Source organism: Sodalis sp. RH22 (genome assembly GCF_047324165.1).
Taxonomy (GTDB): Bacteria; Pseudomonadota; Gammaproteobacteria; order Enterobacterales; family Enterobacteriaceae; genus Acerihabitans.
This window is the reverse complement of sequence record NZ_CP178731.1, coordinates 1,833,424-1,857,671: the sequence shown is the minus strand read 5'-3', so window position 1 is coordinate 1,857,671 and position 24,248 is coordinate 1,833,424. Positions and strand designations below refer to the sequence as shown.

Annotated in this window: 19 protein-coding genes; 6 read left to right on the top strand and 13 right to left on the bottom strand. The window is 61.5% G+C overall.

What is annotated here, in order from left to right:
- Positions 1 to 211: 211 nt before the first annotated feature.
- Positions 212 to 1,312, bottom strand: a complete 1,101-nt coding sequence (locus ACL2XN_RS08425; protein WP_413730646.1) for an NAD(P)/FAD-dependent oxidoreductase — start codon at positions 1,310 to 1,312, stop codon at positions 212 to 214.
- Between the two features lie 337 nt (positions 1,313 to 1,649).
- Between ACL2XN_RS08425 and rpiB the strand changes: the two genes are divergently transcribed.
- The gene (gene rpiB, locus ACL2XN_RS08420) at positions 1,650 to 2,123 is read left to right on the top strand and encodes a ribose 5-phosphate isomerase B (protein WP_410015648.1); all 474 of its coding nucleotides are present in this window, start codon (positions 1,650 to 1,652) and stop codon (positions 2,121 to 2,123) included.
- Between the two features lie 83 nt (positions 2,124 to 2,206).
- Positions 2,207 to 4,003 (top strand): thiamine pyrophosphate-requiring protein, encoded by a 1,797-nt coding sequence (locus ACL2XN_RS08415; protein WP_413730959.1) that lies wholly within the window; start codon positions 2,207 to 2,209, stop codon positions 4,001 to 4,003.
- 60 nt (positions 4,004 to 4,063) lie between these two features.
- Here the strand turns inward: ACL2XN_RS08415 and ACL2XN_RS08410 are convergent, their stop codons facing one another.
- Both ACL2XN_RS08410 and ACL2XN_RS08405 read right to left on the bottom strand, forming a co-directional pair.
- Positions 4,064 to 4,555, bottom strand: coding sequence for a DUF1456 family protein (locus ACL2XN_RS08410; RefSeq protein WP_410015647.1), 492 nt, complete (start codon positions 4,553 to 4,555; stop codon positions 4,064 to 4,066).
- Between the two features lie 186 nt (positions 4,556 to 4,741).
- On the bottom strand, positions 4,742 to 6,205 hold the full coding sequence (locus ACL2XN_RS08405) for an AMP nucleosidase (protein WP_410015646.1): 1,464 nt from the start codon (positions 6,203 to 6,205) through the stop codon (positions 4,742 to 4,744).
- Positions 6,206 to 6,416: 211 nt separating this feature from the next.
- Here ACL2XN_RS08405 and mltB point away from each other — a divergent pair, with 211 nt between their 5' ends.
- A complete protein-coding gene (gene mltB / locus ACL2XN_RS08400) occupies positions 6,417 to 7,523 on the top strand; it encodes a lytic murein transglycosylase B (protein ID WP_413722493.1) in 1,107 nt (368 codons plus the stop codon).
- A gap of 24 nt (positions 7,524 to 7,547) precedes the next feature.
- On the opposite strand, the gene ACL2XN_RS08395 is transcribed toward mltB, so the two are convergent.
- On the bottom strand, positions 7,548 to 8,381 hold the full coding sequence (locus tag ACL2XN_RS08395) for an oxidoreductase (RefSeq protein WP_410015644.1): 834 nt from the start codon (positions 8,379 to 8,381) through the stop codon (positions 7,548 to 7,550).
- A 216-nt stretch (positions 8,382 to 8,597) separates the two neighbouring features.
- Between ACL2XN_RS08395 and ACL2XN_RS08390 the strand changes: the two genes are divergently transcribed.
- Positions 8,598 to 9,554, top strand: a complete 957-nt coding sequence (locus tag ACL2XN_RS08390) for an AraC family transcriptional regulator N-terminal domain-containing protein (RefSeq protein WP_410015643.1) — start codon at positions 8,598 to 8,600, stop codon at positions 9,552 to 9,554.
- A gap of 49 nt (positions 9,555 to 9,603) precedes the next feature.
- On the opposite strand, the gene ACL2XN_RS08385 is transcribed toward ACL2XN_RS08390, so the two are convergent.
- The 9 genes from ACL2XN_RS08385 to ACL2XN_RS08345 all read right to left on the bottom strand — a co-directional run bounded on the left by ACL2XN_RS08385 (position 9,604) and on the right by ACL2XN_RS08345 (position 19,020).
- Complete coding sequence (locus tag ACL2XN_RS08385) at positions 9,604 to 11,337, bottom strand: nitrilase-related carbon-nitrogen hydrolase (RefSeq protein ID WP_410015642.1); 1,734 nt, start codon at positions 11,335 to 11,337, stop codon at positions 9,604 to 9,606.
- 45 nt (positions 11,338 to 11,382) lie between these two features.
- The gene (locus ACL2XN_RS08380) at positions 11,383 to 12,018 is read right to left on the bottom strand and encodes an ANTAR domain-containing response regulator (RefSeq protein WP_410015641.1); all 636 of its coding nucleotides are present in this window, start codon (positions 12,016 to 12,018) and stop codon (positions 11,383 to 11,385) included.
- Positions 12,008 to 13,174, bottom strand: a complete 1,167-nt coding sequence (locus ACL2XN_RS08375; protein ID WP_410015640.1) for a transporter substrate-binding domain-containing protein — start codon at positions 13,172 to 13,174, stop codon at positions 12,008 to 12,010. The genes ACL2XN_RS08380 and ACL2XN_RS08375 overlap by 11 nt, the downstream gene beginning before the upstream one ends.
- Before the next feature lie 88 nt (positions 13,175 to 13,262).
- Entirely contained in the window at positions 13,263 to 14,249 is a 987-nt protein-coding gene (locus tag ACL2XN_RS08370) for an acetamidase/formamidase family protein (protein ID WP_410015639.1), read from the bottom strand.
- A gap of 49 nt (positions 14,250 to 14,298) precedes the next feature.
- Positions 14,299 to 15,018: an ABC transporter ATP-binding protein gene (locus ACL2XN_RS08365; protein WP_410015638.1), complete on the bottom strand. Its 720-nt coding sequence runs from the start codon at positions 15,016 to 15,018 to the stop codon at positions 14,299 to 14,301.
- Positions 15,015 to 15,764 carry an ABC transporter ATP-binding protein gene (locus ACL2XN_RS08360; RefSeq protein WP_410016575.1) on the bottom strand — a complete coding sequence of 250 codons (750 nt, stop codon included), beginning with the start codon at positions 15,762 to 15,764 and terminating at the stop codon, positions 15,015 to 15,017. The genes ACL2XN_RS08365 and ACL2XN_RS08360 overlap by 4 nt, the downstream gene beginning before the upstream one ends.
- Entirely contained in the window at positions 15,754 to 16,749 is a 996-nt protein-coding gene (locus tag ACL2XN_RS08355) for an ABC transporter permease subunit (RefSeq protein WP_410016574.1), read from the bottom strand. Before ACL2XN_RS08355 ends, ACL2XN_RS08360 begins: the two co-directional genes overlap by 11 nt.
- Before the next feature lie 78 nt (positions 16,750 to 16,827).
- On the bottom strand, positions 16,828 to 17,697 hold the full coding sequence (locus ACL2XN_RS08350; RefSeq protein WP_410015637.1) for an ABC transporter permease subunit: 870 nt from the start codon (positions 17,695 to 17,697) through the stop codon (positions 16,828 to 16,830).
- Between the two features lie 78 nt (positions 17,698 to 17,775).
- The gene (locus ACL2XN_RS08345) at positions 17,776 to 19,020 is read right to left on the bottom strand and encodes an urea ABC transporter substrate-binding protein (protein ID WP_410015636.1); all 1,245 of its coding nucleotides are present in this window, start codon (positions 19,018 to 19,020) and stop codon (positions 17,776 to 17,778) included.
- A 533-nt stretch (positions 19,021 to 19,553) separates the two neighbouring features.
- Here ACL2XN_RS08345 and pqqU point away from each other — a divergent pair.
- Together pqqU and ACL2XN_RS08335 are read left to right on the top strand one after the other, a co-directional pair.
- A complete protein-coding gene (gene pqqU / locus ACL2XN_RS08340) occupies positions 19,554 to 21,740 on the top strand; it encodes a TonB-dependent receptor PqqU (RefSeq protein WP_413730645.1) in 2,187 nt (728 codons plus the stop codon).
- 80 nt (positions 21,741 to 21,820) lie between these two features.
- Entirely contained in the window at positions 21,821 to 24,211 is a 2,391-nt protein-coding gene (locus ACL2XN_RS08335) for a glucose/quinate/shikimate family membrane-bound PQQ-dependent dehydrogenase (RefSeq protein ID WP_413722499.1), read from the top strand.
- The last annotated feature ends 37 nt before the right edge of the window (positions 24,212 to 24,248 follow it).

Below are 24,248 nucleotides of genomic sequence, written 5' to 3'. Positions count from 1 at the left end.
ATAAAAATTAGAATGGCATCACAAAATTAATCGTCTCTTGCATGGATTGCAGACGTGACCGGCTACCGGGAATTAATAGCCTTATTCCTCATAACGTCTGCAGCGAAAACAACAGGACGGCCCATCAGGCAGCAAGCGCCGGCGCTGTCGATAGGCGACAAACACGGCGGCCTGCTTTATCATTTCAGCTCAGCGTCAGGGCCAGCAAGGGCTATGGGGACTGGAATCTGCCGGGCCGGAACGGCGCCAGCATGGGGTGCAATTCACCGGTGGCGATTTCCCGGCCGAGCAGTTCGCCGATAATCAATGCCAGCGTGGCGCCTGAATGGGTAAAGGCGACATAGCACCCCGGGGCTTGCTCAAGCTCGCCGAGTACCGGGAAACCATCGGCGGGAACAGGTTTCCAGCCGGCTTTATAACCGGCAAGCTTAAGCGGTGAATCGGTATTCAGCACGTGATCACCCTCGGCTAACAGCTGTTGCAGGACATCGTCCGGCACGGTGCAAACCCCATGCTCATCTTCTTTGATATCATCGGTACACCAGCCGTGTTCCACCGCCAGCGTATTGCCGGGATTGGGCCGCATGGCCACCCTGGGGGTATTCAGCACCACGGCGGGGCGACTGTCCGCAGGCTGGGTAATGGCAAGCATCGATAACACCGACCCATCCGGCAGAGAGATGCCCATACCGGCCAACACCTGGACGGTGGAGGGGCCGCAGGCCAGCAAGACTTTGTCGCACGCATAGTCGCCTTTGCGCGCTGAGGTGACGCCGTTTGCCACCCCCCGCGCATCGATCAGCGGCACGGTTTTGCCCGCATCTTCGATAATGGCGCCACTACGTTCGCTAAATTCCGCCGCCATATGGGCAATCAGATCGGGCAGGCTGACCCAGCCTTCCCCGGCATTATAAATGCCATGGGTTTTGACCGCGCCGGGAACGATGGCGGCATCGAGCCGGTTAAGATCATCAGCCTGAATAAGCATGGAATCATAGCCGCGCCGTTGCTCAATCGCATGCCATGCCAGCACTTCATCTTCATCAGACCAGAATATCCCGCCATCGAATTTTAGCCAGTCTACCGCGGGATTGCTGCGGTACAGGGTGCGGTAGCGATCGATGCCCGCCATCCTGAGCCGGTAATAATGGTCAGGCCAGGGGCCCGCGGCGTTTAACCAGGAAAGTGAACGGCCCGAAGCGCCGGAAGCCAGCTTTTTTTCCGTCAATAAGCTGACCTGCATCCCGGCGCGCGCCAGGTGCAGCGCGCATGACATCCCGATCACTCCGCCACCGATAACGGCTATTTTCATTCTTACCTCCCTCCGGATGAGCCACTATGCATTCCCCTTAACCATAGCCGTAAAAAACCGCGCGCCGGTAATAACCTAAACTTATCCCGGAGGCAACGCTGGGAAAAATGACGGGTTAAATTCACGGAATAGTTTATTTTGAAAAGAATGATAACGGTGTCGCCAAGGGATGTTTTTAAAATGGCTGATTTATATGAATATAATAATTATATTGCTTATTTGACTGTTCTCACAAAATAAAAATATCACATAAATTACAATTTTTGTAAAGTTTTCCGGCTGTGCCTTCCTCCAGCGCAGCGCGGCCGCGAACATCGTTTTAACCCAGAGGCGAAAAATGAAAATAGCGATTGGCTGTGATCACGTCGGGCTGATTCTCAAGCCGGATATCATTGAATTCCTGCAATCGGCATCGATTGAAGTGATTGATAAAGGAACGCATTCCTCCGATCGCACCGATTACCCCTTATATGCCGAACGGGTCGCCGGCGCCGTGCTGTCAAACGAGGCGGACCTGGGCATCCTGATCTGCGGCACGGGCATCGGCATTTCCATCGCGGCGAATAAAATCGACGGCATCCGCGCGGTGGCATGCAGCGAACCGTATTCCGCCAAACTGTCGCGTGAACATAACAATACCAATATCCTGGCTTTCGGCTCGCGTGTCGTTGGCAGCGAGCTGGCGAAGATGATCGTCGGGCAATGGCTGGCGGCGGAATTTGAGGGCGGGCGCCATCAACGGCGGATTGATTTGATTAAGAGCCTGGAGCGGGGCGCATCGCTGGATAAAAATGACCGCCACGACGGCTAGGAAAAACAGCGGCGCTTAATCACTCACGGCAGGGTCGTCTATCCTTAACAGTTCAGCGGCACATTCTGAACGCGAGGATTATGATGACCCAGTTAACCAGCGATTTTTTTGTCGAACGCCTGCAGGCATGGGGCGTGACGCGTATTTATGGCTACCCTGGCGACGGTATCAACGGCGTGCTCGGCGCATTGCAGCGCGCCGGGAAAAACGGCCGGGGCATCGAATTTATCCAGGTGCGCCATGAGGAGATGGCCGCCTTTATGGCCTGCGCCCATGCCAAGTTTACCGGGGAGCTTGGCGTGTGCCTGTCCACCGGCGGCCCAGGCGCCACCCATCTGCTTACCGGGCTGTACGACGCCAAAATGGATCATATGCCGGTGCTGGCCATTTCCGGCCAGGCGGAAGCCACCGCCCGGGGTGCAAATTATCAGCAGGAGCTGAACCTCGATCGTGTTTTTGCCGATGTGGCCAATTTTGTGCAGGAAGCCGCTACCTCCGCTCAGCTGCGCCACCTGGTCGATCGCGGCGTGCGCATCGCCGTGGCCCAGAACGGTGTTACGGTGCTGATTTTACCGAAAGACGTACAGGACGAACCTTGGCAGGAGCCGCGGCAGGCGCACGGTTTTACCCGTTCCGGCCCCGGCTACCAGCGTCCGCGCGTCGTGCCGTATCCGGCCGATTTACAGCGCGCGGCCGACGTGCTGAACGCGGGCAAAAAAGTGGCGATCCTGATTGGCGCCGGCGCGCGCGCCGCCGCCGTGGAGGTGGTACAGGCCGCTAATCTCCTGGGCGCCGGAGTGGCGAAAGCCCTGCTCGGCAAGGACGTGCTGCCGGACGATGCGCCCTTTGTCACCGGCGCGATAGGGTTGCTTGGCACCAAACCGTCATGGGATATGATGCAGCAGTGCGATACGCTGCTGATGATAGGCACCGGTTTCCCCTGGGCGGAGTTCCTGCCCGGTGACGGCCAGGCGCGCGCGGTGCAAATTGATATCGACCCGTCCATGCTTGGGCTGCGTTATCCCGTGGAGGTAAACCTGCACGGCGATGCGGTGGAAACGTTGCACGCCCTGCTGCCGCTATTGACGCACAAAGCGGATCGCGGCTGGCAGGAAGATATTGCCCGTAATATCAAACAATGGTGGCAGACCCTGGAAGAACGCGCCATGGCCAAGGCTAACCCCGTCAATCCCCAGCGCGTGGTGTGGGAAATGTCGCCTTTAATACCTGATAACGCCATCGTCACCTCCGACTCGGGCTCCTGCGCCAACTGGTATGCCCGCGATTATCGGGTGAAGCAGGGACAGCGCTCCTCGCTGTCCGGGGGCCTTGCCTGCATGGGCGCCGCGGTGCCTTATGCCATCGCGGCGAAATTCGCCCATCCGGCGCGACCGGTGGTGGCCCTGATCGGGGATGGCGCGATGCAGATGAACAATATGGCCGAGCTGATTACCATCCAGAAATATTGGCAGGGCTGGCAGGATCCCCGGCTGGTGATTTGCGTCTTCAATAATGAGGATTTAAACCAGGTGACCTGGGAACAACGGGTGATGGAGGGCAATCCACGCTATCCGGCCACGCAGTCGGTGCCCAACGTCGGTTATGCGCAGTTCGCCGAGTCGCTGGGACTGAAAGGCCTGTATGTCGACGATCCCGACGCCCTGGCGCCGGCCTGGGCGGCGGCACTGGCCGCCGACCGGCCGGTGGTGCTGGAAGTGAAAACCGACCCCGAGGTGGCGCCGCTGCCGCCGCATATCACCTGGCAGCAGGCCAAGGCCTTTATGTCCTCGCTGGCAAAGGGCGATCGCGGCGCGGGGCAGGTGATTGCCGATACGGCGCATCAAATCTTCGACGGCATCCTGCCGGGTAAAAAAGCCTAGCGCCGGTGGCGTGGCGCTGCGGCAACGCCGCCGTCAAGGGTCCGGCAGGCAGCGTTGCCGCTAGGTGCCGGCGCCCGGCGCGGCCGCTCCGCTTTTACGCAGCCGGGCGGCCAGTCCTTTTAGGAAATAGCGCAGGAACTGGTCGCCGCACAAACGGAAATTTTTATGATCCGGCGCGCGCAGCATGGCGGTCAGCTCCGGTTGGGAAACCTTGAAATCCTGTGACTGCAGGATATCCCGGATATCGTCGGTCTTCAGCGCAAAGGCGACGCGCAGCTTTTTCAGGATAATATTATTATTGATTTTACGTTCAATTTTCGGCGCCGGCCGGCTGTCGTCCTTGCCGCGTTTATGGATAATCAGGCCATGGAGAAAATACCCCATCACCACATCCGGACAGGGCAGGTAGCCCGGTTCGTCTTCTTTTTTCACAAACGCCGCGATTTCCTGCGGCGTAATCACTGTGTCCGCCAGGGCCAGAATGGCCAATAAGTGGTCATTATGCAGGTTCAGCATATAGCGCACGCTGCGCAGCACATCGTTGTTCATCATTACCGGATTTTTCCCGCGCTCCAAGGTGTATGGCCGGCAGTATAAAGGTATCCGCCGGCGAACGCGAAATTGTTGCGTCCGGCATGCCGGACTCCGGAAAAGCGCCCACCGCGACGTGTGTGACAATGTCACTTAAGCGGCGGGCGAGGCGGGGCGCTCGGCGGGGTGATTGTTACACCGTCACTACTAGCGAAACGGCGGTTCGTTAAAGGTGCGCAGCTTGCGTGAGTGCAGGCGATCGCCCTCGGCGCGCAGCTGTTCGATGGCGCAAATGCCGATTTGCAGATGCTCGGATATGGCGCCCTCATAGAAGCGGTTCGCCTGCCCCGGCAGCTTGATTTCGCCGTGCAGGGGTTTGTCGGACACGCACAGTAAGGTGCCGTAGGGCACCCGGAAGCGATAGCCCTGGGCGGCGATGGTGGCGCTTTCCATATCCACCGCGACCGCCCGGCTGAGATTAAAGCGCAGCGCCGAGGCGGAATAGCGCAGTTCCCAGTTGCGGTCATCGGTAGTCACCACCGTGCCGGTGCGCAAACGCTGCTTCACTTCTTCGCCCGGCATGCCGCTGACCATCTTGGTGGCGTCGTAGAGCGCGCGCTGCACTTCGGCGATGCTGGGGATGGGAATATCGGGGGGCAGCACCGCGTCCAGCACATGATCGTCGCGCAGGTACGCGTGGGCCAAGACGTAATCGCCGATGGTCTGGCTTTCGCGCAGGCCGCCGCAGTGGCCGATCATCAGCCAGGCATGCGGGCGTAGCACCGCCAGGTGATCGCAGATGGTTTTGGCGTTGGACGGGCCGACGCCGATATTGACAAGCGTAATCCCCCGGCCCTGGCGCGAGATCAGATGATACGCCGGCATTTGATGGTTTTTCCAGGCCAGGTCCGATACCGCCTGCTCGGGGTTGGCCGTATCGGCGGTGACAAAGGTGCCGCCGGCGCAGGACAGCGCCTCGTAGGGGCTGTCCGGATCGGCAATCTGGCTGCAGCCCCAGCGCACGAACTCATCGACATAACGCGTGTAATTGGTAAACAGCACAAAGGGCTGGAAATGCTCCACCGGCGTGCCGGTATAGTGCCGCAGGCGCGCCAGGGAAAAATCGGTGCGCAGCGCGTCGAAGTGGGACAGCGGATAGACATTGCCGGAGGTGAACAGCCCATCGGCGGTTTCATCGCCGATTTGCGCCAGCTCGGTGGTGGGGAAATGCTGCGCTATTCCGGCGCTCATCGAGCGGTCCAGGGCCAGGTCCGATCCGTCGATAACATACGGAAAGGGAATTTCCAGCCGCGACGGCACCACATCGATGGTGGCGGCATATTCCCCCGCCAGCAGCGCCAGTTGCTCCGCCAGATAGCGACGAAACAGCGCGGGACGGGTAATGGTGGTGCTGTAGCAGCCGGGATGGGTAAAGCGGCCGAAGGCCCGGGCCTTAGGATTGCCGGGCGTCACGCCGTCCCAGGTGACGCGCAGTTCGGGATAGCTGAACGCCCCCCCGGCGCGCGCCTGGGCGTCGGGCAATCGGCCCTGGGCGATATAGGCCTTGATGGCCTCGCGCAGCGCCGTCACCGCGCCGTCATACAGTTCATCGAGTTTATCAAGCGCCTGGGAGGCAGTGAGGTTTTTTCCTGCATCGTTATTGTTCACCATGACTCCTTTAGTTTCCAAATGCCCGCTCGGGAGCAATATTGTCCATCATAGCATCGCATGGCATTATTGCAGACCGTCGCGGCAGGAAGAAAAACGTAACGGAAAACGCATTTGCCCCTTTCATACGCCCGGGATTATTTTTCTGTTTGTTCGCGCCAGGCAATGGCTTACCATAGACACCAACTTAATTAGCGTGGTTTATGGATCTCCGATGCGTTACCTGGCGACACTGCTTCCCCTGCTCGCTTTACTTTCCGCCTGTAGCAGCAAGCCGAAGCCGGCGGAAAATCTTCCTATCGGCAGCCCCGCCCAAGGCGGATTCCTGCTGCGGCCGGAGCATACCGGCCCGCTCCTGGCCGGGGATTTTGCGTCTAACCCGGCCACCGAGGCTTTTATCGATAAAATGGTGCGCGAGCACGGCTTCGATCGCCAGCAGTTGCATGATGTCCTGGCTCAGACCCAGCGCCTTGACTGGGTGCTGCGGCTGATGGATCGCCAGGCGCCGGTCGGCCTGCCGCCGTCGGGCCCGAACGGCGCCTGGCTGCGCTACCGCAGTAAGTTCATTACCCCCGACAATGTGCAAAACGGCGTGGCGTTCTGGAACCAGTATAGCGATGCCCTGGAGCGTGCCCGCCAGGTCTACGGCGTGCCGCCGGAAATTATCGTCGGCATCATCGGCGTGGAGACCCGCTGGGGCCGGGTCATGGGCAAGACGCGCATTATCGACGCCCTGGCCACCCTGGCCTTTGCCTATCCGCGCCGCGCCGATTATTTTGCCTCCGAGCTGGAAACGTTTCTGCTGATGTCCCGCAGCGAAGGGGACGACCCGCTGGCGCTGCGCGGGTCCTATGCGGGCGCCATGGGCTACGGGCAGTTTATGCCCTCGTCGTTTAAAAGCTATGCGGTTGATTTTGACGGCGACGGCCATATCAACCTGTGGGATCCCGTGGACGCCATCGGCAGCGTCGCCAACTATTTCAAGGCCCACGGCTGGGTCGAGGGCGGCGCGGTGGCGGTGCCCGCCAGCGGCCAGGCGCCGTTCCTCGACCAGGGTTTCCAGACCCGTTATCCGGTAGCCACCCTGGCGGCCACCGGCCTGAGCCCGCAGGGATCCCTCGGCGGTTATCAGGAAGCCAGCCTGCTGCGCCTGGATTTCGGTACCCAATATCAATACTGGTATGGACTGCCCAATTTTTACACCATTACCCGCTACAACCACAGCACCCATTACGCCATGGCGGTATGGCAACTAGGCGAGGCGGTCGGGCGGGCGCGCCAGGGCGGCGCGGGCCCTCTGGTCACCCTGTCGTCCAGATAACCACCGCGTTGGCCAGGGGATGCGCTAGCCGTCCGTCGACCGCGTCACGTTTTCCCAGTCGTCGATCTGCGCCGCATAATCCTTAAGCTTGGCGCGCACCAGGGCCAGCGCGTCGCTGCCCAGCAGCAGATGCGCCGGCGGCCTGGCGCTGGCGATCAGCGCCAGGATGGCATCGGCCGCTTTCAGCGGGTCCCCCAACTGGCGCCCGCTTTTCTCTTCCCGCGCCTTGCGCATGGGATCGAACAGGCCATCGTAATCGGCAATGCTCCTGGGCGAACGCACCATGGAGCGGCCGGCCCAATCGGTACGGAACGAACCGGGCGCCACGGCGGTGACCGCGATGGAAAACGGCGCCAGTTCTTTGCCGAGCGTCTCTGAAATCCCTTCCAGCGCAAACTTGCTGCCGCAATAGTAGGCAATGCCCGGCATGGTGATAAAACCGCCCATGGAGGTGATATTGATAAGGTGCCCGGCGCGCCGTTTACGCATATACGGCAGCACCGCCTTGATCATGGCGACGGCGCCGAACACGTTTACGTCGAACTGGCGGCGCATTTCCTCCAGCGGCGATTCCTCCAGGATGCCTTCATGGCCGTAACCCGCGTTGTTGACCAGCACGTCGATGGGGCCGACGGCGGATTCAATGTCATCCACCACGCGGTTAACCGCGGCAACATCCGTGACATCCAGGATGCGGCCCACGGCATGCGCCGGATCCCGCGCGATAAATTCCCGCCTGGCCGCGTCACCGCGCACGGTCCCGACGACGCGATGACCCGCCGCCATGGCCCGCCCGGCCAAGGCATGACCGAAGCCGCTGCTGACGCCGGTAATAAAAATTGTTTTTACATCACTCATAGCCTGCTCCCCTGATTGGATATTCAATCCGGCCGGCGCGGCAAGGATCATCGTCCCGAACCGGGAGAGGTCTTAACCGGCGCCGCCGGTGATTTGCATAGTAATAGGATTGGCAGCGAATGGAGATGCCCTTTAGTCGGCATATGTTGCCTGAAACTATAAATATGCTATTTTCTCAGGCTAGGGTATTCAATCAGCGCAGAGCGGACGGCGCCCATGACAATTGACCATTTTGCCGCGAATGACCGCCAGGATCGCATCGTGGCGTTACTGGCTAAACTTGCGCCCGCGGAGGGCTATACGCAGTCGCCGTTGCCGGATGTGCGCTTCCTGCGTTCCGACCGGCCGCTTAGCCGGGTACCGGTGCTGTACGATCCGGGTATTGTTATCGTCTGCCAGGGCAGAAAGCGGGGCTACCTTGGCGACAGGATCTACTGCTATGACGCCCGGCACTACCTGGCGGTGGCGGTGCCGGTGCCGTTTACCATGGAAACGGACGCCAGCGCGCAGGAGCCGCTGCTGGCCATCTATATGCACCTGAATTTTACCGTCGCCGCCGACCTGATGCTGCAGATTGACCAGCTGAAGACGGACGCCGGACCCCCGGCCAAACCGGAAAGCCTGATGTCGACGCCGATGGACGGCAAACTGCGCGACGCCGTGCTGCGCCTGCTGGAAGCCATGGACGATCGGATGGAGGCGGAAATCCTCGGTCCGGCGCTGATGCGGGAAATCTATTTCCGGGTGTTGAGCGGGCCGCAGGGCGGGGCGCTGCGATCGGCGCTGGCGATGCGCGGACAGTTCGGCAAGATTGCCCGGGCGATCCGCCGCATTCACGCCACCTTTAACCGGCAGTTAACGGTTGAGCAGTTGGCGAATGAAGCGGGCATGAGCGTGCCGGGGTTTTTTTCCCACTTCAGGGCGGTGACCCATACCTCGCCGAAGCAATACCAGAAATCCTTGCGCCTCCATCAGGCCCGCCTGCTGATGGTGCGCAACAATATGACCGCGGCGGCGGCATGTGTCGAGGTAGGCTACGAAAGCGCATCGCAGTTCAGCCGGGAATTCAAACGGCTGTTCGGCCTGAGTCCGGTGGACGAGGTCCGGCGCATGAAAACGCATTTTGCCGTGCCGCCGGCGCAGCCCGCCGGACTCTATATCTCGTCCCATTAATAGTAAGGGCTGACATCCTGCCGGCGGCGCAGGATTTTTCCCCACGGGGTTACTTGATCAACCCCAGATAATGGTGGGGTTGGCGCATCGCCACCAGGTCCTTGCGGCGCGTGACGTTGGTGGGATAAGCGCCGCCGGCGGCCGACGCGGTATCGATGGTTTGCGTCGCCGTTCCCTGTTCCCGCCACATCACGCGCTCCTGCCTGGGAAAGACGAAGGTTTCGGGTTGGAATACGCCGCTGAAGCCTCCCGCGTCGCCGGCTTCGTTAATGCTGTTGGCAAACGCGAGATAGACATTATTTTCACCGGCGCGGGTACGCAGCAGATGCCAGTGGAGCGGATCGGCGCCGGTAGGGATCGGGTAATTTTGCCGTACCCGGCTGCCGGGATGCGCGCCGGTAAAGCCGTCTTTCAGCGCGGCCGAGCAGGCGAGGATATCACAGCCCATCAGCGCCAGGATCCTGCCCGGCTCCGGCAGCAGCGCATCATTGCCCAACATCAGGCCGATACGGCCCAGGGGGGTGTCGAACGCCCGCCAGTCATCGCCGGCGTTGGCCCATGCGCGGTCCTCGGCGGACAGATGCATCTGGCGATAGCTGCCCACCATGCCCGCGGGACCGAGCAGAAGCTGGGTGTTGTAGCAGCCGTTGTCGTCCCGCTCCGCCATGCCGATCACCAGATGTACCCGCAGGGTCATCGCCAGGCGGATCAGCGCGCCGACCGCCGCATCGTCAAGCGGCAGCGCGCCGGCGCCGCCCGCGAGCGGCCCGGTCAGCGCACGCTGCGGGAAGACCACCAGTTCGCTGCCATGCCGCTCCGCCGCCTCCCGCGCCATGGCGCTGATGCAAGCCAGGTTGTCGGCCACCCGGGCGCCCGGTGAGAACTGGGCCACGCTGATGCGGCTGGTCTTACCGGCAGGCAGGGGGCGGTGGCCGTACAGCCCGAAAAAATCCTGCGGATTCCACAGGAAGCTGTCGCTGAGCAATTGATGATAACAATCGGGGCGGCGCTGGCTGAACACCGGCTCGCCCAGCACCCGGCGCTCACGGCTGCGCGCCAGGTCTATTTCCCCCAGCGCGATGCCGTCGCCGTAATCCACCACCGCCGCAATGCGCCCGTCCGGTTCGATAAGGCAGCTGCCGCCGCTGAACTGCACGCCGCGCTCCAGTCCCCAGCGGTTGCTCTCCAGCAGATAGCAGCTGTTTTCCATGGCGCGGCTGATCCAGTAAGGGGCCGGGGCGCGCTCCGCCAGCCAGTTGCTGATATGGCAGATAATATCGGCGCCGTCCAGGGCCAGCAGGCGCGCGGTTTCGGGAAAATGAATATCCATGCACACCAGCATGCCGATGCGGCCAATAGGCGTATCGAAGACCTGATGCCCGCGATCGCCCGCCGCCGCCCACTTCGGTTCGGAAATATAGGGATGGCTTTTACGGTGGGTGCCGACGATCCCGTCCGGGCCGATAAGCACCGCGCTGTTGTAATAAAGCGTGGTTTCCTCATCCTCCTCCGGCATGCCCAGCACGATATAACACCGGTAGCGCGCCGCCAGCGCGGCGAACCGCGCCGTCGTGGCGCCTGGTACGGATTCCACCAGCGGCGCTATCTCCCGCCGGTCATACCAGCAGTAGCCGGTCGTGGCCATTTCCGGCGTGGTAATCAGCCGGGCGCCCCGTTGCGCGGCCTCTTCCACCAGTGCGAGCAGGCGTTGGATATTGTCTTCTTTGCACGCAAGCGTCGGCTCAAACTGAACGGCGGCGGCAAGATAAGGGTGTGCAGGCATGGTTATCCTCTTCATCAGTCAGTGTGTCGCCGTCATGACGGCGTGTTATTTCCGGCCGCCGGGCGTGCCGGGCGTCGTCCAGGAAAAGATATCGTTGGCCTGGATCAGGGCGCGGGCCATCTCCTCCACGGTGATGCGTTTATCCATGGCCTGATGGCGCAGGATCTCATACGCCTGCTCCTCGCCGATGCCGTGCATGCGCATCAAAATAGCCTTGGCCTCGCCGACCTGGCGCAGGCCCAGCACTTTTTTCTCCAGGCGCTCGATACGGTCGGACATCTGCCGCCGCCGATGGGCGTGATGCAGCGCGAACACCATGGCCGAGAGCAGGCCGGTGGCGCGCACCGGCGTGGTGAGCGTGGTGCCGGCGCCCAGCCGCAGCGCGGTATCGATAAAAGTGGGGTTTTCGTACTCGATCACCGATATCAGCGCGTGTTTGCCCAGGTCCAGCCACGGCACTTCCGGCTCCGGCAGATCGGATCGCAGCGCCAGGAAAATCAGATCGGTATCCGCAGGCAGGTGTTCCGGCACCGGCCAGAAGGCGCGCACCTTGAAACCCATGCGGCGCAGGTGATTGGTCAGGGTTTCGCCGTCCTCGTTATCCGGATGCAGCACCGTACAGCGGATGCCGCGGCTTAATAACAAGGCGTCCGCGCTGGTGCGCGACGTATTAAGGCGCATTGGGCGGCTCCATTTTCGTCTGTTTGGTGATCCAGTCGCCCTGGATCTGATGCGTCATATACGGGTCGGGCGCCACCCGGCGACGCGACTCCTGGAGAATGGTGAACTGGCCGGCCGCGTTCGCCTGGCCGATACGCGGGTAAAGGCTGGTGTGCTGGTTGAGCGGATCGATGCGCACGCGTCCCTGGGGCGCGTCGTATTCGCAGCCGCGCAGCGCCGGCATCAGGCGCGACAGCCGATCGCTGCGGCATTCCCTGGCCGCGCGCGCGAAAAGATGGACCTGGCTGTAGGACGCTTCCCAGTTCATATCGGTGGGAATATCCTCTCCGAACTTGGCGTGGAAACGGCGCAGCGCCGCGGTATTCGCCGCGCTCTCCACGCTTTGGAAATAGGTGGCCGAGGTAAAATGGCCGACGCCGAGCGCCGCGCCCATGATGGCGATTTCAGTTTCAGAGGTGTTCAGGCTGCCGATGGGCATGCGTTCGGGGTCGATGCCCGCGGCATGATAAGCCTGGTAAAGAAAAGGCACCGTCTGGCCGACCACGGTACTGAAGATAAAATCCGGCCGCTTGTGTTTTATCTCCGCCATGATGGGCGGAAAGGCGTCGTAACTGGCGTCCATCGGCAGATAGCGCTCGCCCACCACCGCGCCGTCCGGCCGCTGCAATATCAGCTCCTGCATATTGCGGTTGCATTCGTAGGGGTAGACATAACGCGAGCCAATCATATAAACCCGCGCGCCAAAACGGCTGGCCAGGTAGTCCGCCAGCTGCACGCAGTTCTGGTTGGGGGCGGCCCCGCCGTAAATGATATTCTCGGAAAATTCGAACCCCTCATAGAACTGCGGATAGAACAGCAGACGCTGGTATTTCTCCACGACCGGCGACATGGCTTTACGGCTGCTGGATGTGTAGCCGCCGAAAATCACGTTGACGTTGTGTTCGACAATCAGCTGCTCGGCCAGCTGGCGGAACCGGCTGTCCTGCGAGTGGGGATCGAGATGGATGGCATTCAGCATCCGGCCGTGGATCCCCCCCTGCTGGTTGACTTCTTCGATGGCAAGCGTGGCGCCGCGCATTTGCGACTGCTCCTGCGCCGCCGTCACCCCGAGGGTGGAGTAGAGTAAGCCAATATTAATCGGTGTTGCTGAACCCATGTGCACCTGCTTGTTGGCCGGGACGGAACCCGGTGGAAAGGGTCGGAAGCCGTATCCCGGCACGCGCCCGCGCCGGGACGTAAAGAAACTACGCCAGCAGATGTTTATCGAGCATGGCGCCCACGGTGTATTTCGGATCCACCATATTGCCCAGGCGGACTTTGCCGCACTGGCTGAGCAGCATATAGGCGTCCCACTGCTCGAAGCCGAAATCTTCCACCAGCCAATAGATAAGGTCGCGATAGGCGATGCGGGTGGCGTCTTCCAGCGGGCGGGCGCTGCCGATGCTCATGATCGAGGTGGCATTTTCCATGCGCGGCCACGCCAGCCGCCAGCCTTTGATAAGATCGACCCGGATGGTGGTTACCGAGGCGTATTCCACCGCGGTGCCGCAGATTTCGCCGTCGCCCTGACAGGCGTGGGCATCGCCGATAAACAGGCGTCCGCCCGGCGAGCGTACCGGCAGATAGGTAATGCTGCCCGGACCGATATCCGGCACATCCATATTGCCGCCATGATTATCCGGCGTCAGCGAGTTGATGGAGTCGATTTCAGGCGAAACGCTCAGCGTGCCGATATGCGGTTTATAGGGCAGGGTGTGGCGTTGGCTCCAGTAGACTTTTTCCCCGTCGAGCTTAATCATGCGCACTTTTTCCGGCAGGGGATCGTTGAGCATGGCGGTAAGATCGGTGCCGGTCAGCCCGCCGAAATGCGGGATCATGGCGCAGATGCCATACGGGTTGGCGCCGCGCGGCAGCATGGATTCGATATGCACCGCCAGCACATCGCCTTTCTCCGCCCCGCTGACCATGATCGGGCCGTTTTGCGGATTCAGAAACGGCATCTTCAGCAGCTGGCTGGGGATATCCTGCTCCGAGCTGATGGCGCCCTCAAAGGCATCGCGCGTATCGACAATCACCCGATCGCCCGGTTCTATGGTCAGCACCGGCGTGGAATAAGGTCCGATAGTGTAGTGAAATTCTTTCTGCATCTCTTCCGTCAGATGATGCGTGACGGGCGTGCGGCCGGAACCGACGCCGCGTTGGTACATAATTGAATCGTCAAGCCATTTCATCAGGTCGTCCTCTTCTCAATCATAATGGGCCCGGCGCGGGCCGTCGGGGTTAAAGCGCCAGGTGGCGCCGCATGATCTGGTCATCGCAGAGCTGGGCTTTATCCAGCGTGTCGACCACCCGGCCTTTATCCATCACGCAACAGCGCCGGGCCGCCCGCTGGATCATGGCGATATCCTGTTCCACCAGGATCACCGCCACCCGCAGCTCCTGCGCGATGCGCAGCAGCGTGTCGGCGATGATATGGACAATCGAGGGCTGTACGCCCTCGGAAGGCTCGTCGAGCAGCAGCACTTTCGGCGCGCCGACCAGGGCGCGCGCAATCGCCAACTGCTGCTGCTCGCCGCCGCTCATGGTGCCCGCTTTCTGCCGCAGCCGCTGGCGCAGGATCGGAAAGTAATCCAGCACCTGCTCCAGCAGGCCATCGGCCAGCTCGCGGTGCTCGCGCACGAACTGCATGCCGACGCGCAGATTTTCCGCCACCGTCAGGCCGGCGAAAACCTCGCGCCCCTGCGGCACATAGCCGATGCCCAGCCTGGCCCGACGCTGGGGGGCGGCGGCGGTGATATCCGTTTCCCCCAGGAATATGCTGCCCTGGCTGAGCGGCATCAGCCCTATCAGCGCGCGCATCAGCGTCGTTTTACCCACGCCATTGCGCCCGATAATGCCCAGCACCTCCGCCGGGTAAAGCGATAAACTCGCACCGTTCAACACCAGGCTGCCGCCGTAGCCGCCGCTGACCTGGTTGACTTGCAAAAGGACGTCATTCATCCGGCTTTCCCCAAATAGATATCCGCGACATCGTCGCGCGCCAGCACCGCCGCGGCGTCGCCGTCGGCGAACACCCTGCCGCCGTGCAGCACGGTCACCCGCGAGGCAATCTGGCGCACAAAGGTCATATCATGTTCCACCACCATCAGCGTCAGCCCGTCCCGCTGCATCTGCTTGATCAGTTCGCCGGTAAGATAGGTCTCCTCGATCGAGAGACCGGCCACCGGTTCATCCAGCATCAGCAGGCGCGGTTGCAGCGACACCGCCATGGCGATTTCCAGCCACTGCTTTTTGCCGTGGGAAAGATTACCCGCCGTCTGGCGGACTTCGGCGGTCAGCTTGAACCGCTCCAGCAGTTCGTCAACGCCGGCGGCATTCGGGCGCGCCTCCGGGCGCAGATGGCTTAGCGACAATTGCAGATGCTGCGCCACGGTAAGGTCGGCGAAGATGCCGGGAATCTGGAACTTAATACTCATTCCCATGCGTATGCGCTGGAAGGGGGCCAGCTTATCCAGGCGCCGCCGGAGAAAATGAATCTCGCCGTCGCTTGGGGCGTGCTCGCCGGTCAGCAGTTTAAAAAAGGTGCTTTTACCGGCGCCGTTCGGCCCGATAACACAGCGCACCTCGCCCTGGCGGATTTGCATATCCACGCCGTCGATGACCCGGATGCCGCCGAAGCGTTTGCTTAATCCCCGGCTTTCCAGGATGGGTTCCCGATCCGTTTGGTCCGCCCTATCAAGACTCATCATGCGTCTCCTTATCTCTGCCGGCGGCGCGCGTGATTTTCCCGCCCAGCCAGGGCAGCAGGCCGTTTGGCGCCGCCAGGACCACAAACAGCAGAATGGCGCCCAGCAAAATCATCGCGTATTCGCTGCCGTAGATGGCCAGCCATTGGGACAGCCATACCAACAGGGCGGTTATCACCACGGTGCCGAAAATATTCCTGCGCCCGGCGGTCGCCACCCAGATAACCGGCATGGCGGCCGCGGTCAGACCCATCGAAGAGGGGGTGATATACGACCCCCACAAGGTATAAAGCGCGCCGGACAGCCCCGACAACACGCCGCCCAGCACAAACACCAGCAGCTGATAGCGGCGGATGTCTATCCCCAGCATTTCCGCCCGCCGCGGATTCTCGCGGATCGACGCCAGCGTCAGGCCGAAGTTTGAGCGCAGCAGCCCGCGCACCGCGGCATACACCGCGGCCAGCAACAGGACCACCAGATAATAAAAGGCATTGTCCTCCAGCGGGAACGACGCGCCGTCAAACCACGGCAGCGCCAGCGGCGGCATGCCGGACATGCCGTTGAAGCCGTTGAGCCGCGCGGTGCCGATAGCCCATTGCGGCCCCGCGGTCTGCGACATAAAGGTTTCCATGACCAGCGTAAACGACAGGGTGACGATGCCGATAAAAATGCCGGTCACGCCGCCGTAAAACATCAGGTAGCCCAGCGCCGCCGCGACGGCGGCGGCCACCGCCAGCGCCACCGCCAGCCCCGCCCAGGTGGAGAGGGCGCCGTCGCCGAAATTTAGCGTCATGACGCCGTAGGTATAGCCGGCCAGTCCGAAGAACGCCGTCTGGCCGAAGGAGAGGATGCCCGCGTGGCCCCACATGGCGGCAAGGCCAATGGCGCAGAATGTCCACAGCAGGAAATAGGAAAAGTCACCGACGGTGGCGCCGTCGACCACCAGCGGCAGCGCTAATGCCGCCGCCAGCACCAGCAGGGCAATCGTTGCGCGCCGGCCGCAAGCCGGTCTTGTCGCGGCGTCGGCCGCGGGGGAGCGGGATAATAAGGTCAAGGTCAGCTCCTATCGGTTGCGGGTAAACAGGCTGCCGACGCCGTTGGGCAGCAGGCGGATAACCAGTACGGCGGTAACCAGCAGGCCGATTTGCCCGGCGAGCTGCCCGTACCATGAATTCAGGCCGGTTTGAATGGCCCCCAGCGCCACCGCTGCAGGAATGGTGCCAACCAGCACATTGGCCCCGCCCACCACCACCGACACGAACGCCTGCACGATAAAACTGCTGCCCATGGTCGGGACGGCGGTCAGCGTCGGCGCGTAAATCGCCCCGGCCAGACCGGCCAGCCCCGCGCCCAGGGCAAAGGTCAGCGTATAGATGCGGTCGGTTTCCAGTCCCAGGCAGGAGGCCATGCGGGCATTCTGGATCGTGGCCCGGGCGCAGACGCCGTAATTGGTATGGAAGAACAGGGCATAAAGCAACAGCAGCACCGCGATGGCGATCAGCGGCAAAATGGCGCGGTAGGTGGCAAAGGAATAGTCGCCGAGCGTAAAGGAGCCGAGCGGGGTGGACAGCCCCTCGAGGGACGGGCCGGCGATCAGCAGCATGGCCTGCTGCACGATCAGGCTGATGGCCCAGGTCGCCACCACCGAATCATGCAGCCGGCCGTAAAGATGGCGCACCACCAGGCGCTCTATTACGCCGCCGGCAAACGCGGCCGCCAGCGTGCCGAGCAGCATCGATACCGGCAGGGGCAGACCGGCCTTGGTCATCAAGATGGTGACATAGGCCCCGCACATGATGAACTCGCCATGCGCGAGGTTAATCACCCCCATCATGCCGAAAATCACCGCCAGCCCCAGCGCCGCCAGCACCAGATAAGCAAAGTTATCGCCGAACTGATAAATCATTGAATAGATAAACGAGAGCGTGAACATCCGCTGGCCATCCTCATCAATAGGAATAACGTCGGGGAAGGCCGCGTCCCGCGGCGATTTCCCCGTTACAGTCCCGCGTTACGCCTTGGGCGGATTGGACGGGGTGTACTGGCTGGCGTCGGGTTTCACCGGCAGGTTGCAGCCCGCGTCCCCCAGCCAGTAAGGCTTGATATCGTTCCATACCTTCGGGATTTCGATGGAGTGATCGGCCTTCACATGCGCCAGGTAGATGGTATGGCTCAGATGGTGGCTCTTTGGATCGATGCAGACTTTGCCGGAAGGACCGTCGGTACAAATATCGCCGCTTTCCAGCGCCTTGCGCACCGCCGTCATATCGGTGCCGCCGGCTTTTTCCACCGCGGCCTTGTAGAGGTAAACGGCATCGTAGGCGTTGGCGGCCTCCTGATTGATATAAGGCTCGTTCGGGTATTTGGCGTGGAAGCGTTTTTTGAAATCGTTACTGGCGGGGCTGTCGACTTCCTCGATATAGTTGGCGGTGACATACATATCCTTCAGCGCCGGCGCTTTAAACCTCTTGTGTTCGTAAGCCTGGCCGACGTTCACCGAGCTGCCCATCGGCAGGTTGAGTTTGGCCGCCGCCGCCTGCTCGTAATAGGAGGATTGGTTGGCGCCGACCAGCAGCGTCATCACAAAGTCCGGCTTGGCTTTCTGGATGTTCTGGATGGTCTGGCCGAACTGCGATACGCTCAGCGGAATAAACTCTTCGCCCACCATGGTGCCGCCGTTTTCCTTAACGATCTTGCGCACCCATTCGGCGGAGATCTGCCCGAAATTATAATCCGCCGCGATGGTGTACACTTTTTTGCCGTACTTCTCCATCATCCAGGGGATCAGGGTCGAGAACTGCTGTTCAGGCACCGCGCCGGTGACGAAGACGTTGCTGTCGCATACGCCGCCCTCGTACTGGTTGTTGTACCAGTAGAGCTGTTTTTCGCGGTCCATGATCGGCCTGATGGCTTCACGCGAGGCGCTGGAGAACGCGCCGAAAATCACATCCACCTTGTCGTTTTTAATCAGGCGGCGCGCCATTTGCTGAAAGCGCGTATTGTCCGATTGGGTGTCATATTTCACCAGTTCAACCGGGCGTCCCATGATACCGCCCTTGGCGTTGATTTCTTCCACCGCCAGCTCCGTGGCGTGGATCTTAGGAATAACGGGCAGGGCGAAGTTGCCCGACGCGTCTTCCAGCAAGCCGATTTTAATCGCTTTTTCCGCGGCGCCCGCCACACCCGGGCAGGTTATGGCCAATGCGGCCGCCAAGGCGAGTGAAAGCGTAGCGTAGTGACATTTCATTCTGGACATAGTTACCCCGGGCGTTGAAGGTCTGAAAAAAAAGCAAAAAAAAACCCAGCAACGTCACATGACATTGCAGGGCTCTATTGCCATAACCACAAGCCGACATTGTTGGCGTTCTTGCGGATAAGTCAGGCTCACTATAAGAAGGAAAATATGGCGTTGTCAACGCCGTTTTTTCAATAAAAAACAAGGGGTAAAATTATTTCTCCCTGCACCGCGACAGGGATGGCGCTGCACGGAAACTGCGCATTTTTCTCCCTATGTCCCGGCGCGCCTAACCTACTGGCGCCACAGGTAAAACCCGCCGCCGCCGCCAAGATGGCGCGCCGCGGTCGCCGCGGGCGCGGGCGGGGATGTTAATACCTTGCACCGTTATGGCGATTTTTGCTCCCGGACGCCGGCCCGCCGCCGGCTTAAGCCGGCCACAGGCGGCAAGCATTAACATTTCCTCAACATCTTTACATAGCTTGACACTAAGGCAAAATGGTAAAGTCGCTCTATACTTTTGACCTATAAACTTTTCTTACCGAATCACGCCATTGAACACGAAAACATCCGCGCTGCTCCTGACACCATTGTTTCTGTTACCGCCGGCGGCGGTATGTTTTGCGCAAGCCGCCGGCACCGGGACACCGGCTGGCGCCCCGAACGGCGGCGCGACCGCCGATTCGCCGTCCTCGACGCTGATGGTGGTGAAACCGCGCAGCGGCCTGTCCGAGCTGTATACCCCGGCGGCGGTCAGCGTCGTCGACGGCCAGGATTTGCGCAACGGCAGCCCTCAGGTAAACCTGTCGGAAGGACTGGGCAGCGTGCCTGGCCTGCAAATCCAGAACCGGCAAAACTATGCGCAGGATCTGCAGCTGTCGGTGCGCGGCTTCGGCAGCCGTTCGATGTACGGCGTGCGCGGGGTGCGCATTTATGTGGACGGCATTCCGGCCACCATGCCGGACGGGCAGGGACAGACCTCGAATATCGATCTTAACTCGGTGGATAAGGTGGAGGTGCTGCGCGGCCCGTATTCGGCGCTGTATGGCAACGCATCCGGCGGCGTGGTGAATATCGATACCCAGACCGGCGCCCAGCCGGCGACGCTTGAGGCCGGCACCTACTACGGCAGCTACGGCACCTGGCGCAACAGCGTCAAGGCCACCGGCGCCACCGGCGACGGCACCCAGGCCGGGGACGTGAACTACGCGGTATCCGCCTCGCGCTTTACCACCCACGGCTTTCGCGATCACAGCGCCACGCAGAAAAACCTGGGCAACGCCAAGGTGGGCGTGCGCCTGGATGACGTCAGCACGCTGACGCTGATGTTTAACAGCGTGTCCGTGGACGCCGGCGATCCGGGCGGCCTGACGGCGGACGAATGGCATGACAACCCGCGCCAGTCGCCGCGCGCGGACCAGTACAACACCCGCAAGACCCTGGACCAGACCCAGGCGGGGCTGCGCTATCAGCGCGAGATGGGCGCCAATGACCAATTGACCATGCTGGCGTACCATGGCGAGCGCCATACCACCCAGTACCAGTCCATTCCCCTGTCGGCGCAGCTCAACCCCAACCATGCCGGCGGCGTTATCGTGCTGGAGCGTAAATACCAGGGCATAGATACGCGCTGGCGCCACCAGGATAACCTGGGGCCGGTACCGGTCACGCTTACCGGCGGGCTGGATTATGAAACCATGACCGAGCGGCGCCAGGGGTTCGAAAACTATCTTGCCCGGGACGACGGTATCACCTACGGGGAAAAGGGCGCCCTGCGGCGCAACGAGAAAAACCGTATGTGGAATCTCGATCCCTACCTGCAAACCACCTGGAACCTGACCCCGCGCTGGACGCTGGATGCCGGGCTGCGCTACAGCACGGTCAGCTTTGATTCCCGCGATTACTACATCACCGGCGCCAACGGCGACGACAGCGGCAGCGCCCGCTATCATCGCCTGCTGCCGATGGGCTCGCTGAATTATGCCGTCAACCCCGCCTGGAACCTGTATTTCTCCGCCGGGCGCGGTTTTGAAACGCCCACCATTAATGAACTCTCCTACCGCCCCGACGGCCAGCCGGGCCTGAACACCGCGCTAAAGCCCGCCACCAGCGATACGTTTGAACTGGGCAGTAAGACGCGTATCGGCTACGGCTTGCTGACCGCCGCCGTGTTCCAGACCAATACCGACCACGAACTGGTGGTCGCCGAGAGCACCGGCGGGCGCACCAGCTACGCCAATGCCGGCAAAACCCGCCGCCGCGGCCTGGAGCTGGCGCTGGATCAGCAGTTTGCGCTGGACTGGCGGCTGAAAATGGCATGGACGCTGCTGGACGCCACCTACCGCAACGCCACCTGCGCGTCCGACGGCTGCACGCCGGATGAACGGGTGCCGGCGGGCAATCGCCTGCCGGGCATCGCCCGCAATATGGGTTATGCCGCGCTGGAATGGCGGCCCGAGGCGGGGTGGCATGCGGGGGCCGAGGTGCGTTATATGAGCGCTATCCAGGCCGATGACCAGAACAGCGCCCAGGCGCCGTCCTATACGGTCGCCAGCCTGAATACCGGCTACCGGGTGAACTGGCGTAAATGGTCGCTGGATGTGTTTGGCCGGGTGGATAACCTGTTCGATCGCCGCTACGTCGGCTCGGTGATCGTCAATGAAGGCAACGGGCGCTATTTCGAGCCGGCCGAGGGCCGCAACTGGGGCGGCGGCGCGACCCTAAGCTACGTTTTTGAATAATCATGGCATAACAAGAGCTATTTGACCTATCTAGCTTAATCTTTACATCATCGACATGACATTTTGGTAAGGTGCATCCTATGCAAAAACAGACAGTGTTATCACGGACACTCGTCATACTGACGGCATTATTCGCCGCGCTGAGCGGCCTCTACCTGCTGATCGGCGGCGTTTGGCTGGCCACGCTTCACGGCTCGCCGTATTACATCATCGCCGGCCTGGCGATGCTGCTTACCGCCTGGCTGCTGTACCGGCGCCGCCCCGCGGCGCTGTTGCTGTACGCCATTTTCCTGCTCGGCACCACGGTTTGGGCGCTCTGGGAGGTCGGCACCGATTTCTGGGCGCTGACGCCGCGCCTGGACGTGACGTTCTTTTTCGGCCTGTGGATCGCGCTGCCCTTTATCTACCGCCGCCTGGCGGCCAGGGACGCGCTGGCGCGCGGCTCCCTGCTGGCCTCGCTGCTGATTACCGTGCTGGTGCTGGTCTACGCGGTCTTTAACGACCCGCAGGAAATCAACGGTACCCTGAGCGCCGACCAGACGGCGTCCTCCGCCCAAAGCGCCAACGGTATCGCCAACGGCGACTGGCCCGCCTATGGCCGCACCCAGGAAGGGACGCGCTATTCGCCGCTCAACCAGATCAATGATAAAAACGTCGGCCAGCTGAAGGAGGCCTGGACGTTTCGCACCGGGGATATGAAAACCGCCGCCGATCCGGCGGAGCTGACCGATGAAGTGACGCCGATTAAAATCGGCGATCTGCTTTACCTGTGTACGCCGCACCAGAAGCTGTTTGCCCTGGACGCCGCCACCGGCAAAGAGAGATGGCGCTTCGACCCGCAGTTGAAAACCGATCCGTCGTTCCAGCATGTCACCTGCCGCGGCGTGTCCTACCATGAAACGCCGGATGCGGCGCAGGCCAACGCCGCGGGCCAGCCGCCGGCGCTTTGCGCCCGCCGCATCTTGCTGCCGGTCAACGACGGCCATCTGTATGCGCTGGATGCCCAGAGCGGCAAACTCTGTCCGGATTTCGCCGACAACGGCAAGCTGAACCTGCAAAACAATATGCCGTTTCCCAAAGCCGGCGGCTACGAGCCTACCTCGCCGCCGATCGTCACCGGTAATGTGATCGTGATTGCCGGCGCGGTGACCGATAACTATTCCACCCGCGAGCCGTCAGGGGTGATCCGCGGTTTTGACGTTAACAGCGGCAAGCTGCTGTGGGCGTTCGATCCCGGCAGCAAGGACCCCAACATCATTCCGGAAGGCGCGCAGCTCTATACCCCGAACTCGCCCAATTCCTGGGCCCCGGCCGCCTATGACGCCAAGCTGGATTTAGTCTATCTGCCGATTGGCGTCGCCACGCCCGATATCTGGGGCGGCAACCGTACGCCGGAAATGGAGCGGTTTGCCAGCGGCCTGCTGGCGCTGAACGCCACCACCGGCAAACTGGCCTGGTTCTACCAGACCGTGCATCACGATCTGTGGGATATGGACGTGCCGGCGCAGCCGACCCTGGCGGATATCACCGATGAAGGCGGCAATAAGATACCGGTAATTTATGTGCCGGCGAAAACCGGCAATATTTTTGTGCTGGACCGCCGTACCGGCAAAACGGTGGTGCCGGCGCCGGAAACCCCGGTGCCGCAGGGCCCGGCCAAAGGCGATCGCCTGTCGCCCACCCAGCCGTTCTCGGAATTGACCTACCGTCCCAAGCAAAACCTGAGCGGCAAGGATATGTGGGGCGCCACCATCTACGATCAGCTGATCTGCCGCGTGATGTTTCACCAGCTGCGCTATGAGGGGCCGTTTACGCCGCCTTCCGAGCAGGGCACCCTGGTGTTCCCCGGCAACCTCGGCATGTTTGAATGGGGCGGTATTTCGGTTGATACCGACCGTCAGATTGCCGTCGCCAACCCGATGGCGCTGCCCTTCGTCTCGAAGCTTATCCCGCGCGGTCCGGGCAATCCGATGGAGCCGGATGAGGCCAAGGGGGGGACGGGTTCCGAAGTCGGCATCCAGCCGCAATACGGCGTTCCCTACGGCGTGACGCTGAACCCCTTCCTCTCGCCGCTGGGTTTCCCCTGCAAACAGCCGGCGTGGGGATATATCTCCGCCCTGGACCTGAAGACCAATGAGGTTGTCTGGAAAAAACGCATCGGCACCGTACGCGACAGCTCGCCGCTGCCGCTGCCGTTCAAAATGGGCATGCCGATGCTGGGCGGCCCTATTTCCACCGCCGGCAATGTCGCCTTTATCGCCGCCACGGCGGATAACTACCTGCGCGCGTTTAACGTGGCCAATGGCCAGGCGCTATGGGAAGCGCGCCTGCCGGCGGGCGGCCAGGCCACGCCGATGACCTATGAGGCCAACGGCAGGCAGTACGTGGTGATAGCCGCCGGCGGCCACGGTTCATTCGGCACCAAGCTTGGCGATTATCTTATCGCCTATGCCTTGCCGGACGCGAAATAATATCCTCCGGGGGCCGGCTATTATATTAATAGCCGGC